Source organism: Roseivirga sp. (genome assembly GCF_049099775.1).
Classification (GTDB): domain Bacteria; phylum Bacteroidota; class Bacteroidia; order Cytophagales; family Cyclobacteriaceae; genus Roseivirga.
In genome coordinates, this window is record NZ_JAGDZM010000007.1 from 441,969 (window position 1) to 457,518 (window position 15,550).

Consider the following 15,550-nt stretch of genomic DNA (forward strand, 5'->3'; position numbering starts at 1 on the left):
ACATAAATATTTAGAAAATGAAAAATAGAATATTTAATGCCCATAGTGCAACGATGCTTTGCCTTTGTGTGCTAACAATTGCCTTTTCTGCAGGCTGCGAGGGTGCTTTCGAGTTTGATTTACCAGAAGCTAACTCTAAACCTGATACAGTACTTCCAACTGCAGATTTCTCCTATGTACCTAGTGCAGATGATTATCGAACAGTTGAATTCAAAAACCTATCTTTTGAATCCACCACTTATTTATGGGATTTTGGTAATGGAAATACATCCACCGAAGTCGATCCAGAATATACTTTTGCAGGTGAAGGCACTTTTTCTGTTTCTTTAACGGCTAGCGACGCCAATGGAGCCTCAGACCTAGTGACTCTTGAGGTTGAAGTGGAAGACTTATTCGTAGCCATACAGCCAGAAATACTCAATGCTGACTTTGAAGATGGGCAAAACGACTGGAAGTTTTCCTCCTTTACAGGAGGAACAACTTCTCCATATAATAGTAGTAGCGATGGGTCTTGGTTAAAGATCGATGGTTCTGATAATGGATCGAAAACAAGAGGAGCAAAATGGACAAAGTCAACCTCAGCAGGGTCCTATGTTAGTTCAAATACTAGATACGCATATCAGTCAATAGTGGTATCTCCTAATATTGAGTACGTACTAGAATATGAGTATGCCGTAAAAACCCCTGAAGAACAATCAGGAGTAGCGCCAGGAGGAAATAGGATAGTTGGAGTTATACTTGACGGTCAATTTGATGATGGGGCAGATGCCATCACAAGTTATGATGGAGGTGAAGGCGCTTTGGTAAACTTTGTAGGTACTCAGGTTCTTGGGAAAACTACGTTTACAACAGTACAAGCCAATTTTACTTCAAATGCCTCAGGGCAAATCGCTATCCTAATTTATGGTGTAACGGATGTAGATGCCTACGTGGATAATGTTAAAGTATATCCTAAAAATTAGCCTTTCAATTTAGTTTAGACGTGTTGGCGCATTTAGTGCCAGCACGACTATTTTAATATTTTTCATGACCTTGTTTCAATCCTCTTTGAGAACAGAACTTCTTAGATCAGCCGTGATACTCGGCTTATTGCTAATTTTTGGCTGTTCGGAAAATATAGAAAGCCCATCTGACGAAAATGAGGAGGCATACGACTTGGCCAACATTGATCTGAGTAATTGGAAAGTCACACTACCCATAGGGTCACCACCCGTTGAGGTAACCCCTCCGGCGATATGGAACTTTGCGCGCAATGCTATATTAAAGCCTTTCATGTATAATGACTCCACTGACGCCTCTATAGTATTTTATACATACCCTGGCTCTTCAACGGCAAACTCATCTTACAGTCGAACGGAGCTACGCGAACAGATGGTGCCAGGTAGTAATTCGGTGAACTGGACATTTTCTCAAGGGGGAACAATAAAAGGGACACTGTCCGTCCCTGAAGTATCTAGTGATGAAGAGAATAATCCTCACAGGGTTATCATAATGCAAATCCATGGAAGGCTGACAAATGAGCAAAGAGACCTTATAGGAGAAGATGATAATAATGCGCCGCCTGTACTGAAAATATACTTGGTAGATGGAAGAGTAAGGGTTAAGACTAAAGTACTGAAAGACCTTAATGTTTCTGATAAAGAAATTCTCAAGACTTCAGCCTGGACAGATGATGAGGGTAAGTACTTTTCTGAAACTGTCGGCAAGAACAAGTTTACATTAGAAGTAAAGGCATCTGAAGGTCGAATGGAAGTGACGCTCAATGAAAATGAGACTTTCGTTTATGATGGAATACATATGGATAAGTGGGGAGTGTTTGAAAACTATTTCAAGGCAGGTAACTACTTAGTTACTACAGACAATGGCGCCTATTCAAAAGTAAAATATTATAACCTAGAGGTAAGTCATGAATAGAGCATTGGTAAGCATAGCGATACTCGTTTTAAGTGTGAATGGTTATTCACAGGAGATAGATCTTTCACACTGGAAAATCACGATTCCCACAGGCAAGCCCACAGAGGTGAGTCCCCCAGAAATTTTTGACTATGCCACGAACGAAGAACTAAAGCCATTTTTTTTTAAAGATTCAACAGATGGGGCATTAGTATTTTATGCATATCCGGCCGCTTCTACACGTAATTCTTCATATTCTAGAACAGAACTTAGAGAGCAATTAGAGCCTGGTAGTAATTCTGTCAATTGGACTTTCGTAGAAGGTGGCACAATGAGAGGAACCCTTTCAGTGCCCAAGATATCAAGGAGTTCCAATGGTAATTACCATAGAGTCATTGTAATGCAAATTCATGGCCGCTTAACAAATGAACAGAAAGCGCTGATTGGGGCTGATGATAACAATGCACCGCCAATGCTTAAAATTTATTGGGATGAAGGAAAAGTGCGAGTAAAGACCAAAGTACTAAAAAACAAGAAGGCAAGCGACACTGATATACTTCACGAAGATGCATGGACAGATGACCCCGGTAGAAAGTTTAAAGAGATTGTTGGGTACAATAAATTCACACTTGAAGTAAAAGTCAGTGAAGGTAAAATGGAAGTGACCCTAAACGACAAAGAAACATTTGTCTATGACAGTGAGGACATAAGCCGATGGGGTGTATTGGAGAACTACTTTAAGGCAGGTAATTATTTTCAATCTAAGGAAAGAGGAGCCTATGCCATTGTCAAATACTACGAATTAGAAGTAAAGCATTAATGAAGTTATATACACTGGTTTTTATTTTATTCTACTCCTCTGTGAGCTTTGCTCAACAGGCAGGCGATATTGACTTAACACATTGGAAATTAGAATTGCCCTCTGGTTATACGGCATCTGAATGGAAACTTTCACAGTTTCAAGAAGATAGTTTTGCGCAGCCGTTTTTTTATTTGGACTCACTTGATGGCGCCCTGGTAATGAAAGCATTTCCCGTTGTAGGAACATCTAAGGCGAAATACACTAAAACTTCCTTAAGAGAGCAAATGGAACCGGGTGAGAGCTCCAAAAATTGGTCTTTATCTGAAGGCGGGCGATTGAAGGCGACTTTTCAATTAGTCGAAATCTCAAAAAAAGGAAAGAAATATGATAGGACTTTACTTTTTCAAATACACGGTACAACAAGCAAAAGCCAAAACAAAGAACTGGCATTGGCTAAGTCTGTTTCTGTGCCTCTATTATCTATTTATTGGCAAGATGAGAGAATCCGAGTGGTGCGCAAGACACGGAAAAGTTTAGATCTATATGGAGACGAATTGATTGATAAGGCAGCATGGCAAGATGATAAAGGCCGATACTTCAATAAGAAGGTAGGTTTTGAGAAGGCGACTATTGAGATAATTGCTTCGGAAGGAAGAATTGAAGTAAAACTCAATAATCAGAAACCAATTATTTACCGCGATTCAAGTATTAAGAAATGGCCATTCGAAAATTATTTTAACGCCGGAAATTACTTGCAAACAAAGAATATCGGATCGATTTCGACTGTAAAATATTACGCCCTAGAAGTAAGCCATTAAATGGAAGTGAAGATGACCAACGATAACAAAAATACAGGCTATATGCTATTAATGGCTATCGCTATCATGATAGTCTCTGCCTGTCAGAATACAGAAAAAAATAAAGTAAAAACGATTGAAGAGTTCAACGCAGCCGTAAGTTCTGCTAAGCCTGGAACTGAAATCGTAATGGCAAACGGTGTTTGGAATGATGTGGAGTTAGTCTTAAAGGCGAAGGGAACAGAAAGTCAAAAAGTTGTTTTACGAGCTGAAACGCCTGGCGAAGTAATTATTTCAGGTCAGTCTAACCTTTCTTTTTCAGGTGAATATATTGAGATATCTGGCTTGGTATTCAAGGATGGCTATACGCCAACGAGTGAGGTAATTTCTTTTAAAACGAGTAAAGATGCGCTGGCCAACAATTCTCGAGTTACAAATTGCGTCATTGATAATTTCACGAACCCAGAACGCTTTGATGGTGATACATGGGTGGCTATTTATGGAAAGAACAATCAGTTCGACCACAACTCATTGATTGGGAAAGGCAATCGGGGAGTGACGTTAGCGGTAAAACTTGCCACAGAGGAAAGCAGAGAAAACAACCATATAATTGAATACAATTATTTCGGCCCAAGACAAGTTCTGGGCTCTAACGGAGGAGAAACCCTTCGTATTGGAACGAGTCATTACTCTAGGTTGTACTCAAACACAATCGTAAGGAACAATTATTTTGATAGGGTTAACGGAGAGCATGAAATAGTCTCCAATAAGTCATGCGGCAATGAGTTTAGAAACAATGTCTTTTATGAGAGTCAGGGTACTTTGACAATGCGTCACGGTCATCACACCTTAGTAGAAAACAATTATTTTCTTGGCAATCGAAAACCAAATACTGGCGGTATTCGGATTATTAATGAAAATCAAACCGTCAGAAATAACTATATGGCCGGACTTACTGGACACCGATTTCGTGGGGCGCTGGTCATCATGAATGGCGTACCCAACTCTCCGATTAACCGCTATAATCAAGTAGTAGATTCACAAATGGACAATAATATTGTGGTGAATTCTGACTATATACAATTGTGCGCTGGAAGCGACGAGGAACGGTCAGCTGTTCCTATAGGCTCGACTTTTAGAAATAACATTATTCTTACTAGTACAAACCTCGATCCTTTTACGATCTATGACGATGTTTCTGGTATTGAGTTTACCGGTAACCTAATGAATGAAGAAGCTAAACCACCATTTAAAGAGGGGTTTAGTGATGTTTCATTCGAACTCACTAAGAATGAAGACGGCTTACTTGTGCCTTCAGATGAATTAGTGGATCAAATAGCATTCGGTGAAATCAAATTACCAGTTTCTAAAGGTGAGGTAGGGGTAAGTTATTATCAAAAAGATGGAAATGACCTTTCATTTGGTACGGGAGAAACACATCAAGTAGCAGCAGGAGAAAACACACTGTTAGATGCCTTAGAACAAAGTAAACCTGGTGATATTCTCGAATTAGTTGGAGGTGGTGAGTACCTGATGACCAAATACGCATTTATCAATCATCCTATTTCGATCGTTTCGCCAAAAGGTGCCAAAGCGACCATTTTATCTGAAAAACAAAGCTTTTTCAAAATTGAAAATGGTGGGGCGTTGCACTTGTCCAACCTTCTTATCAATGGCGCAGAGTCCCCTGATCAAGCGGGTAACAACGTGATCAGTACGAGTAAATATTCTATGAATCAGAATTATGCACTCGTGGTTGAAGATTGCCATATCAGAGATCTAGATAAGAATCACTCTTTTGATTTTCTGAAATCTTATAAACACACCTTCGCTGACTCGATTGTAATCGTTGACTCTGATTTTAATAATGTGACTGGTGCAATCATGACTTTAGACATGGAAGTCGAAGATTTAGGAATTTACAATGTAGAAAATGTGCGCATCGAAAAGACTGTTTTTAAGGACGTACAAGGAGCAATAGCCAATATTTATCGTGGAGGAACAGACGAAAGCACATTCGGTCCGATAGTTACTATTTCAGACATAAAAATTAATAACTCTGGTAAAGGAGTGCGAAATAAGGTAAACGCCGCCCTACGATTTCATGGCGTACAAAAGCTAAAAATAGATCAAGTAGATTTTATGGAAAGTGCTGGCATAGACCTTTTCATGACTAACGGTGAGCCGATCACTCAGGTCTATAATGTTGAGTTTTCCAAATCAGAGGGGCTTAGAACTAACGATGCGCCTTTTGATTCAAAAAATATAGTAAGCAACAAATAATGAGAATGCTACTTGCCATATTCCTCTTGGGCGCATTATCATGCTCCTCATCAATGGACTATCAAGATCACCCTAACTTGATTTTGACTGGAAAAGGAGTGCAGGCTATGCGTGCTAGTTTCGGTAAAGTCCCATTGTTCGACGAAACAATAGAAACGACTCGTGCGCAAGTAGATGCAGCGATAGCACGAGGAATTGATGTGCCTATGCCAAAGGATTTAGCTGGGGGCTACACACATGAACGGCATAAGAGTAATTTTTTCACGATGCAAAAAGCAGGTGTACTCTTTCAAATCACCCAAGACGAAAGGTATGCCAACTACATCAAAGAAATGTTGCTACAGTATGCCGAGATATATCCAAAAATAGACAAGCATCCAGCAGAGCGATCGTATGCAAGAGGTAAATTCTTTTGGCAGTGTTTAAATGATGCCAATTGGCTTGTTTACACCAGTCAGGCCTACGATTGCATTTATGATTGGTTAGATACCGAAACAATAACCAAGTTGAATCAAGAGCTTTTTAGGCCTTATGCTGAGTTTATTTCCATAGAGAATCCTCAGTTCTTCAATCGGATTCATAATCATAGCACTTGGGGAAATGCTGGAGTGGGTATGATTGGTTTAGTCATGAAAGATGAAGAGCTTGTCAATTGGGCACTTAATGGATTAGATCAAAAAGTGCCAGGAGATTTTGTCAAAGACAATGACGGAGGGTCAATTCAATTAGAAGGTCAAAAAGAAGCGGGCTTTTTGGCGCAGCTAGATCATGCTTTTTCACCTGATGGTTACTATACAGAAGGGCCTTACTATCAAAGATACGCTATGTATCCCTTTCTAATCTTTGCACAAGGATTAGCCAATGAAAAACCAGCCTTAGATATCCTTAATTATAGAAAGGGGCTCTTAATTAAAGCAGTTGATGCTCTTATAAATCAAACTAACGCCGCCGGCGAGTTTTTTCCAATTAACGATGCCCAAAAGGGTATGTCATTAAGTTCAAGGGAGTTAGTAAATGCCGTAAGTATGGCTTATCACTATGGCGATAACGACCCAACGTTACTATCAATCATCGCCGAACAAGGCAAAGTTCCATTAAACGATTCAGGGCTTGCAGCAGCTGAAGCCATCGCTCAAGGAAATGCAAAACCATATGAATATAAAAGTATGGAACTCACCGATGGCGCCAATGGAGATGAAGGCGCAATTGGAATTTTAAGAAAAGGCCAGCTTACATTGATGATGAAATATGCTAAGCACGGTATGGGTCATGGCCATTTCGATCGGCTTGGATTTCTCCTGTACAACGATGCCGATGAAGTAATTCAAGATTATGGATCAGCTAGATGGGTTAACATTGAGCATAAAGATGGTGGCGGCTACCTGAAAGAGAATACTTCTTGGGCCAAGCAGACATTAGCTCACAATACCTTGGTAGTCAATAAGGATTCTCACTTTGATGGGAAAGTTGATGTTGCCGAAAAGTCCTCAGGAACCCCTTATTTCTTTTCATCAGCTGAGAACCTAAAAATAGTAAGTGCCAAAGAGTTGAATGCCTATGAAGATGTTCAAATGCAAAGAACAATGGGCCTTGTTGATATCGATGAGTTAGAAAATCCTTTAGTTATTGACATGTTCTCTGTCTTTGCACCAGCCGGTACCCGCTATGATTTGCCAGTATACTATCAGGGCGAACTCATGTCGACCAATCATAACATTGAGATTCAAAAAGACCTTATCCCGATGGGACAAGAATCAGGTTATCAACACCTATGGTTAGAAGGCCAAATGGACCTTCAAAAAGATGCTTTTAGCATGACTTGGTTCAATAAAAAGAATTTTTACTCCATTACTTCAGCCGTAGAAGCAGGCGATAAAGCCCTTTTAACCAGAATAGGAGCCAATGATCCAAATTTTAACCTAAGAAGAGATGCTGGTTTAATTCAGAGAAGGACAGGCGGAAATACGCTTTTTGCAAACTTATACGAGGTACACGGACGCTACAATTATTCAGATGAAATCCCAATCAATTCTTTTTCATCCATTGCGTCAGTCGAAGTACTACACCATTCTGCCGATTACGCAGTGATTTCAATCATACTTAAAAGTGGGGCAAGTTATCTGTTCGCTTTTAGTCAAGAAAATGCCGATGAAAATCAATCACACAGCCTTCAATTAAAGGATGAAAAGTTAGAATGGACAGGACCAACTTATTTTTCTAAAAGAACAAAAAACTAAAATATGAAACGTCAAAGCGACAAATACATCATCACTAAAGAAATGGATTGGGAAGAGTTAGGGGGAGGAGTATCTCGGAAGATGCTTGGTTTTGACAATCAGATAATGATGGTCTTAGTGAAATTTGAAGAGGGTGCTGTAGGTTCTCCGCATAGCCACTTTCATACACAAGCGACCTACTGCGCTTCAGGCAAATTTGAATTTGAGATAGACGGAGTTAAACAGGAGGTGAGTGCTGGTGATGGCGTTTATATAGAACCCAATTTGGTGCACAGTGCACTTTGTTTGGAGGCTGGAACACTCATAGACACTTTTAGCCCTGTGAGAGAAGACTTCCTTGACGGATCAGGAGTAAGCTATTTTGGCAAAAAATAAAAAGAACTAGAATCAACTATTATGGCTATTAAAGTAAAAGGTTTGAGATGGTGGATTATAGGGCTTGTCGGCTTGGCTACCGTTATCAATTATATTGATCGTTCAGCTTTGGCCATTATGTGGCCAGATATTTCAGAGGATTTGGACATGGACAAGAATGACTATGCGCTCATTCTAAATATCTTCTTAATAGCCTATGCAATCGGTCAATCGGTTTCAGGAAAAATGTTCGATAAAATCGGTACGCGGGCTGGATTCGTAATCTCAATTACCGTTTGGGGTATTGCCACGGCACTCCACGCACTTGCCAGAGGCGTAGTTTCTTTTGGTGTTTTCCGTACGCTTTTAGGTTTAGGCGAAGCAGGTAATTGGCCTGGTGCCGTAAAAAGTAATGCAGAATGGTTTCCAGTCAAAGAACGAGCATTAGCTCAAGGGATATTTAACTCAGGAGCCGCTCTAGGATCTGTGGTAGCGCCTCCATTAATCGCGGTGGTATGGGTTGCACTAGGCTGGAAAATGACCTTTATCTTGTTAGGATTATTAGGGCTGATCTGGGTAATACCCTGGCTTATTATTAATAAAAATCTTCCAGCTAAGCACCCCTGGATTACCGAAGAAGAAAAACAGTACATCCTTTCGGGAATGAACGAAAGAGAAAATCAAAATAAGGCTGAGGGCGAAGCATTAAGCATGAAGGCTATCCTTTCCCATAGGGAATCATGGGCAGTCTTGGCATCGCGCTTTTTTATAGAGCCTATCTGGTGGTTGTTTGTCGGTTGGATGCCGATATATCTAGCAGATGTATATGGGTTTAACGTAAAGGAGATAGGATTCTTTACTTGGGTTCCTTACGTAGGAGCCGCATTGGGAAGCCTTACGGGTGGATATTTTTCAGGCAGATTGATGATTAACGGTGCTTCAATCGATCGGGCAAGGAAAAAAACCATTTTGGTTGGCTGCTTAATTATGTTCTTTGGAATGATAGCGACTATTCTCTTTGGCGATACCCCAATCAAGTTTGTGGGCATTGTCTCAACCGTTCTATTCGGCTTTCAATTTGTGATATCTAATATTCAAACCATCCCAAGCGATCTATTTAGCGGTAAGTCCGTCGGATCGCTTGCAGGACTAGGTGGAAGTGTAGGGATTTTTTCGGTTATCATCATGAATTTTTTAGTACCAGTCATAACAGACAATTACTCTTATACCCCAATTTTTATCATGATCGCTGTATTTGTGCCATTGGGGTATCTATCAATCAATTTTTTCGCAAAAGAAATCAAGTCAATAGACTAGACCTTAAATCTGAAAACTAAGTAACATGGAAAATAAATCAAGTAGCAAAGTAGCCATAGTAACTGGCGCAACTGGCGGAATAGGCTTCGAAGTAGCAAAACGTTTGGGTAAAGATGGTTATACCGTTGTTCTCAACGGTATCGAGAACGAGGAAGGGGCTAAACGCGTAGCGGAGCTTACAAAAGAAGGTATAAATGCCGAGTACTTTGGATTTGACGTGACCAAAGAAGATGAAGTAACTTCTAATATAAACGCAATAGGAGAAAAGTATGGCCGAATCGACGTGCTTGTTAATAATGCAGGTGGACTAGGCGGTAGATCCAGATTTGAAGATATGACCACTGAGTTTTACAGGTTCGTGATGGCCTTGAATTTAGATTCTGTCTTTTTTGCTTCTAGAGCAGCCATACCATATTTGAAAAAGGGAGAAAATTCATCAATTATTAACTATACCTCAATTGCAGGCTGGAATGCAGGAGGTCCTGGAGCAGGCGTTTATGGTACTTCGAAGGCTGGTGTTCACGCGATTACAAGAGCCTTGGCCAAAGACTTAGCTGAGTATGGAATTCGTGTAAATGCAGTGTCTCCAGGGACAATTGATACACCATTTCACGCACAGATAAAGTCAACTAAGCCTGAAGTATTTGCTTCATGGAAGAATAATATTTTATTAGGCAGACTCGGACAGCCTGAAGAAGTGGCGTCCGTCATATCCTTTTTAGCAGGAAAAGATGCTGCTTTCTTGACCGCAGAAACGATTCAGGTTGGTGGTGGACAAGGCTTGGGAATATAACTTGCAACACGATGAGAATAAGAAGTTCTAATCGAGAATTTCTGAACGGAATAAACTAACATTTGTCTAAGCAAAATCAAATGAAGATACTAAGTATAGGTGAGCTTCTAATTCGACTAACTGTACCTGAAAACCTACGTTTTACCCAAGCCAAGGAATTCAACCTAAATGTTGGAGGTTCAGAGGCCAATGTAGCAATTGCACTGTCACAGTTAGGTTATGATGCGAGCATGTTGAGTGCCTTGCCAGATAATGACTTAGGAAATCGAATTTGTGATGAGTTAAGGCAATTTAATATTGATATTTCAGGTTTAAAGCGGATAGGAGATCGGATAGGTCTTTATTTCTTAGAAGAGGGCAGTTCTATTAGAAGTAGTAGAATTATTTATGATCGAGCAGGCTCTTCAATTAACGATTTAACCCCAGAAGAAGTCGATTGGGACTTAGTTTTTAAGGACGTTACCCATTTACATTGGTCTGCAATTACACCCGCTTTATCGCAAAATACTGCTGCTGTATGTCAGTATGCAGTAGATAAAGCTTTTGAATTGGGGATATCCATTTCGTGTGACCTTCACTTTCGAAAGAATTTGTGGAATTATGGTAAAAAGCCCGTTGAGATAATACCTGTACTGTTAGAAAAGTCTACGGTAGTACTTGGGGACCCCACTACAATTAATGCGCTGACAGGAGTTACAATGGAATCGCAAAAATATGATGCTTTAGAAGGTGTTGACCAACTTGTGCCGGATTATCGAAATTTCATGAAGCATTTCCCTAATATTCAATATATGTCTATGCTATTGAGAACAGTCCGCAGTGCAAATCATCATAAATTGAAAGCTGTAATGATTGGTGACGAGAATGCTTACGAAACAGCATCCATAGATGTAGATGGGATCAAAGATAGAATAGGTGGTGGCGATGCTTATATGGCAGGTTTAATCTTTGGCCTCAGTAATTATAATGATAAGGAAAAAGCGCTAGAGTTTGCGTTAACGCTGTCAGCAATGAAACATACGATCAGTGGAGATTATTTTAGAGGTAATCTAGAGGAAATAGAACAAGCAATGAATGCAACTCAATTAGGAAAGATTATAAGGTGATGGCAAGATTTACAAGAATAGACGTAGCGCTTCAAATGCGAGAAAACCTGATTGTGCCAGTGTTTTATCATAGTGAACTGGAGGTTTGTAAGGACGTACTTCAAGCTTGCTATAATGCTGGTATAAGAGTATTTGAATTCACAAATAGAGGTGATCAGGCTCACGTAATTTTTGGAGAACTGTACAACTTTACAAAGAAGAACCTTCCAGAAATGATGCTAGGTGTAGGATCTATTGTTGATGGTGCTACCGCAGCCTTATATGTTCAGTTAGGAGCCGATTTTATAGTTTCACCAATACTCAATCATGACATAGCGAAAGTTTGTAATAGGCGTAAAATTCTTTGGGCCGCAGGATGTGGCACTCTAACTGAGATCAATCAAGCCGAAGAGTGGGGTGCCGAAATAGTAAAGTTGTTTCCGGGCCAAGAATCGGGCGGGGCAAGCTTTATTAAAGCGATTGCTGGACCTTGTCCTTGGACATCGATAATGCCAACGGGGGGCGTTGAACCTACAGAAGAAAGTTTAAAGAGTTGGCTGGGAGCAGGAGCATATTGCGTCGGTATGGGCTCTAAACTTCTAGATAGTACACTGATAGCGAATCAAGACTATACAACTCTTACTAATTTTGTACAGCATGCCTTAAGCATGGCAAAAAGCGTCCGTTAACTTCAAACGTATCAATATTTAGTTCTCAACAGCTATGCCTAAATAAAGACGTTAAACTTGGATGTTTTTTGACTAGACTGATGACATACTTTTAGCCTAGAAAGTCATTGTGTTGAATTATTATGACAAACAATATCAAAAGGATAACACCAAAAATCCTCCGACTTTCATCGGAGGATTTCTTATTAAAATTATTCAGTAGTATCTGAAGAGGTTTAGAAACTTCTTTTCTCTAAGTGCTCTTTCAGATCAAGTTTGTCAATTCCTTTGTCCAACCAGTCTGGTGCTTTAAGACCTTTCAAGTGATGATCAAAAAATTCCATCATCCGTACGCTGTAATCTTTGCGATTTTCCATCTTACTAAGCCCATGATTTTCTCCTTTATACTGCACAAGTACCACCGGCTTTTTCAGTCGTCTCAGCGCCGAGTAATATTCAATTCCTTGTGTGAAATCAACAGCACCATCCTTATCATTATGCAGCATAAGAAGCGGTGTGTTTACCTTTTTTACATGATATACTGGGCTATTTCTTAAGTAAGAATCCCAGTTTTCCCATGGAGCTCCACGGAATCTACCTTGGGAAGACTCGAAAATAGCCATGTTTCCGATTCCACCATTCCAATAAATAAGATCGTACATAGACACCATATTTGTAAGTGGTGCTCCCGCCGCCGCCGCTTTAAACATATTAGTTTGTGTGATTAGGAAAGCAGTCTGATAACCACCCCAAGAATGGCCATGAATACCAATATTATCAGCATCAACTACACCTGTTGCTATTGCCGCTTTAACCGCCGGTAGTACAGCCCAAACTGCTGACATTCCTGGGTCATCTAGTTTGTATACAATGTCTGGAATAAATACAGCATAGCCATTACTAGTATACATATTCGGGTTCCAGCCAGTACCACTGAATGATGGGTTAGACCAGTTGTGACGTGTTTGTGACAGCTTTTCATAATAATAAACGACTGTTGGGTATTTTTCACCCTTTACATAATTAGCAGGTAGGAATAACGCACCTTGAAGAGAATCTCCTTTATCAGTTACATAGTCCACTAATTGAGTGCCCTCAGACCACGCATATTTGTCAGCATCTGGAGTATTCTTAGTTACTTGTTTTGGCGAAGAGAGCGATTTGTCAGTGACAAACATTTCAGGTGGAGTATTGAAAGTTTGCTTACTGAAGAAGAATACATCGGCATCCTCAGCTTTTCTCAAGCCTCCAACATTCGCATCATCCCAAATTAGTGACGTGACACCTGGTTTTAAGCCACTTTTTTTCGTTGGCGAAAGTGTAGCAACCCCGCTTTTCTTAGTCCATTCACCGTAAGTACGTAAATAAATAGTTTTGCTTAAATCGATTCCTTTTTCTTCAGGATCCAACCCAAATCTATATTGGTATCGGATTCCTTCTTTTCTTCCGTTTTCCGTCAAGTTTACAGGCTTTATTTTACCGGCCAACGGTACTTGCCAAATATCCCAGCCATCCCTTAGTAAAATATACTTGCTATCTGAACTCCATCCCAGAAAGCCTACCATAGGCTTTTCTACATTGTGGTCGTCTTCTACATTTACAAAAGTTACAGGTAAGTTTTCAGTGATATTTGTTGTGTTCCCATTTACAATATCATGCACAAAGTAATGTCCGTCTTCCGCGTAAATAAACTTGGTGCCATCAGTAGATGGGCTTGGATTAGACCAGAATGAAGGCAGGTAAAACTTAGTAAAAAGCTCTTTTCTTGTGCCCGTTTTTAAGTCTACAAGGTATAAGTCATTGTATCGCTGACCATCTAGGTTGATATCTAATTCATAGTTTTGGTTATCAGAACCTAGCGCATAAAGATGTTTTGGAAAAATGCTCAGGCCGTTCATACTATCGTCCTGCAGAGCAATGTGCTTGGCTGAGGCTACATCATACATAGCCCACATACTGTAGTTCTTATCCCGTCTTTCTTCAGATTGCTGCTGCGATTGAAGTCTGCTATCATTCCAATGCCAAATGGACATGTCTGGTTTATCAGCATCGTTTTTCTTCTTCGGCGCTGCCTTTTTTCCATTCACCTTAGCGATTGCTTTTTGCAAGTCAGTAATTGACTTGAGAGAAGTATCCGCCATAATTTTTTCTACCGCTTTAGCCTGTGCTACCTTCATGGAGTCCTTATCCAATTCTTTTTTAGGACTAGGTTTTTTTACTAGTTCTAAGGGATGAATACCATAGAATAATCTTGTCAGGTCTTCGGACCACATTGGTCTTCTATTGCCACTAATTGTGTGACTCTGATCAAAACCAGTACTGTCCTTTGCCGCATCGTATAAAGTGATTTGTGGAGATTTTAGATTTTTTACTCCAACTACTTTACCATGAGGTTGTTTAAACTTTTTATCCTCAACCATTTTTAGTGCCGCGAATGCATCTCCTTTTTCAGTCCAATTAATGAACTTATAAGAAGCATTATCGGAGTCTAAGATTTGCGTACTATTGCCAGCCATATCCATAAGGTATAGGCCATTTCCAGTTTTATTGGCAGCATCAACAACATAAGCTAGATGACTACCCGATTTATTGAATCTGAATTCGGTTACGTTACCAATATTCTGCGACTTATCAGCAGTTAAGTGATGAATCAAAAGATCGGAGCCTCGGGCTTTACTATTGCCATCTTTCGCCAGGTTAATCGCTAGCTGAGATGCCTTTTCATTATTGAAGGAATAGCTGATTACATTTTCGAAAGTTTTCTTTTCGTCTGTTCCAAGCTCTAACAACGTTAGTTTATCTCTGAGCGGCTTGCTTCTTGGTCCTTTATTCGCTTTTCTGGCGCTGAATTTAGGGTATTCCTTAAAGGCGATCCATTTACTGTCATCGCTGAATTGTATAGAAGGAAAAGTAGTCGATCCGATAGGGAAGGATTTTGCCAAGGAATCTGGGTCTGATATCTTTTTTAGAATGATTTCTCCATCGGCTTCTGCGGCTACAATTCCATATGCAACCCATTGGCCATCAGGTGATACTCTGAAACTATTGCCTTGCATATATTTCCAAGTGGGAATATCTTTCCAAGACATGGGCTTTTTTTCTTGGGCAATCGAAAGACTGGCGAATAAAATAAGTGCCAAAAATGTTAAAAATTGTTTACGCATGTTTGTGTTTTTCTGAGTTAAATGGAGTTACCTCGATTTGGTTGTTTCTACCTCGAATTAAAAGATAAATATTAAAGTAACGAGCTTGGAGTTTACGAACGGTAATGAGCCGTTAGGTGGCAATGTCCAAAATAATTCTTAATAACATTCGCTTTGT

The 15,550-nt window shown here is 39.9% G+C and carries 12 protein-coding genes; 11 read left to right on the plus strand and 1 reads right to left on the minus strand.

Going from position 1 to position 15,550, the window contains the following annotated elements:
• The first annotated feature begins 17 nt into the window (after positions 1–17).
• From JXQ92_RS13040 to JXQ92_RS13090, 11 genes are all read left to right on the plus strand, one after another.
• Positions 18–962 carry a PKD domain-containing protein gene (locus JXQ92_RS13040; RefSeq protein ID WP_421987060.1) on the plus strand — a complete coding sequence of 315 codons (945 nt, stop codon included), beginning with the start codon at positions 18–20 and terminating at the stop codon, positions 960–962.
• Between the two features lie 64 nt (positions 963–1,026).
• The gene (locus JXQ92_RS13045) at positions 1,027–1,914 is read left to right on the plus strand and encodes a polysaccharide lyase family 7 protein (RefSeq protein ID WP_421987061.1); all 888 of its coding nucleotides are present in this window, start codon (positions 1,027–1,029) and stop codon (positions 1,912–1,914) included.
• Positions 1,907–2,713, plus strand: a complete 807-nt coding sequence (locus JXQ92_RS13050) for a polysaccharide lyase family 7 protein (RefSeq protein ID WP_421987062.1) — start codon at positions 1,907–1,909, stop codon at positions 2,711–2,713. The genes JXQ92_RS13045 and JXQ92_RS13050 overlap by 8 nt, the downstream gene beginning before the upstream one ends.
• Positions 2,713–3,513 carry a polysaccharide lyase family 7 protein gene (locus JXQ92_RS13055; protein WP_421987063.1) on the plus strand — a complete coding sequence of 267 codons (801 nt, stop codon included), beginning with the start codon at positions 2,713–2,715 and terminating at the stop codon, positions 3,511–3,513. The genes JXQ92_RS13050 and JXQ92_RS13055 overlap by 1 nt, the downstream gene beginning before the upstream one ends.
• 12 nt (positions 3,514–3,525) lie before the next feature.
• Positions 3,526–5,775, plus strand: coding sequence for a polysaccharide lyase 6 family protein (locus JXQ92_RS13060; protein ID WP_421987064.1), 2,250 nt, complete (start codon positions 3,526–3,528; stop codon positions 5,773–5,775).
• Complete coding sequence (locus JXQ92_RS13065) at positions 5,775–8,012, plus strand: heparinase II/III domain-containing protein (RefSeq protein ID WP_421987065.1); 2,238 nt, start codon at positions 5,775–5,777, stop codon at positions 8,010–8,012. The genes JXQ92_RS13060 and JXQ92_RS13065 overlap by 1 nt, the downstream gene beginning before the upstream one ends.
• Positions 8,013–8,015: 3 nt before the next feature.
• Complete coding sequence (locus JXQ92_RS13070) at positions 8,016–8,387, plus strand: cupin domain-containing protein (protein WP_421987066.1); 372 nt, start codon at positions 8,016–8,018, stop codon at positions 8,385–8,387.
• A gap of 21 nt (positions 8,388–8,408) precedes the next feature.
• Entirely contained in the window at positions 8,409–9,683 is a 1,275-nt protein-coding gene (locus JXQ92_RS13075; RefSeq protein WP_421987067.1) for an MFS transporter, read from the plus strand.
• Positions 9,684–9,708: 25 nt separating this feature from the next.
• Entirely contained in the window at positions 9,709–10,476 is a 768-nt protein-coding gene (locus JXQ92_RS13080; RefSeq protein WP_421987068.1) for an SDR family NAD(P)-dependent oxidoreductase, read from the plus strand.
• 80 nt (positions 10,477–10,556) lie between these two features.
• Positions 10,557–11,582, plus strand: coding sequence for a sugar kinase (locus JXQ92_RS13085; RefSeq protein WP_421987069.1), 1,026 nt, complete (start codon positions 10,557–10,559; stop codon positions 11,580–11,582).
• Entirely contained in the window at positions 11,582–12,250 is a 669-nt protein-coding gene (locus JXQ92_RS13090) for a bifunctional 4-hydroxy-2-oxoglutarate aldolase/2-dehydro-3-deoxy-phosphogluconate aldolase (protein WP_421987070.1), read from the plus strand. The genes JXQ92_RS13085 and JXQ92_RS13090 overlap by 1 nt, the downstream gene beginning before the upstream one ends.
• Positions 12,251–12,465: 215 nt before the next feature.
• Here the strand turns inward: JXQ92_RS13090 and JXQ92_RS13095 are convergent, their stop codons facing one another.
• Positions 12,466–15,393, minus strand: a complete 2,928-nt coding sequence (locus tag JXQ92_RS13095) for a S9 family peptidase (RefSeq protein ID WP_421987071.1) — start codon at positions 15,391–15,393, stop codon at positions 12,466–12,468.
• Between the last annotated feature and the right edge of the window lie 157 nt (positions 15,394–15,550).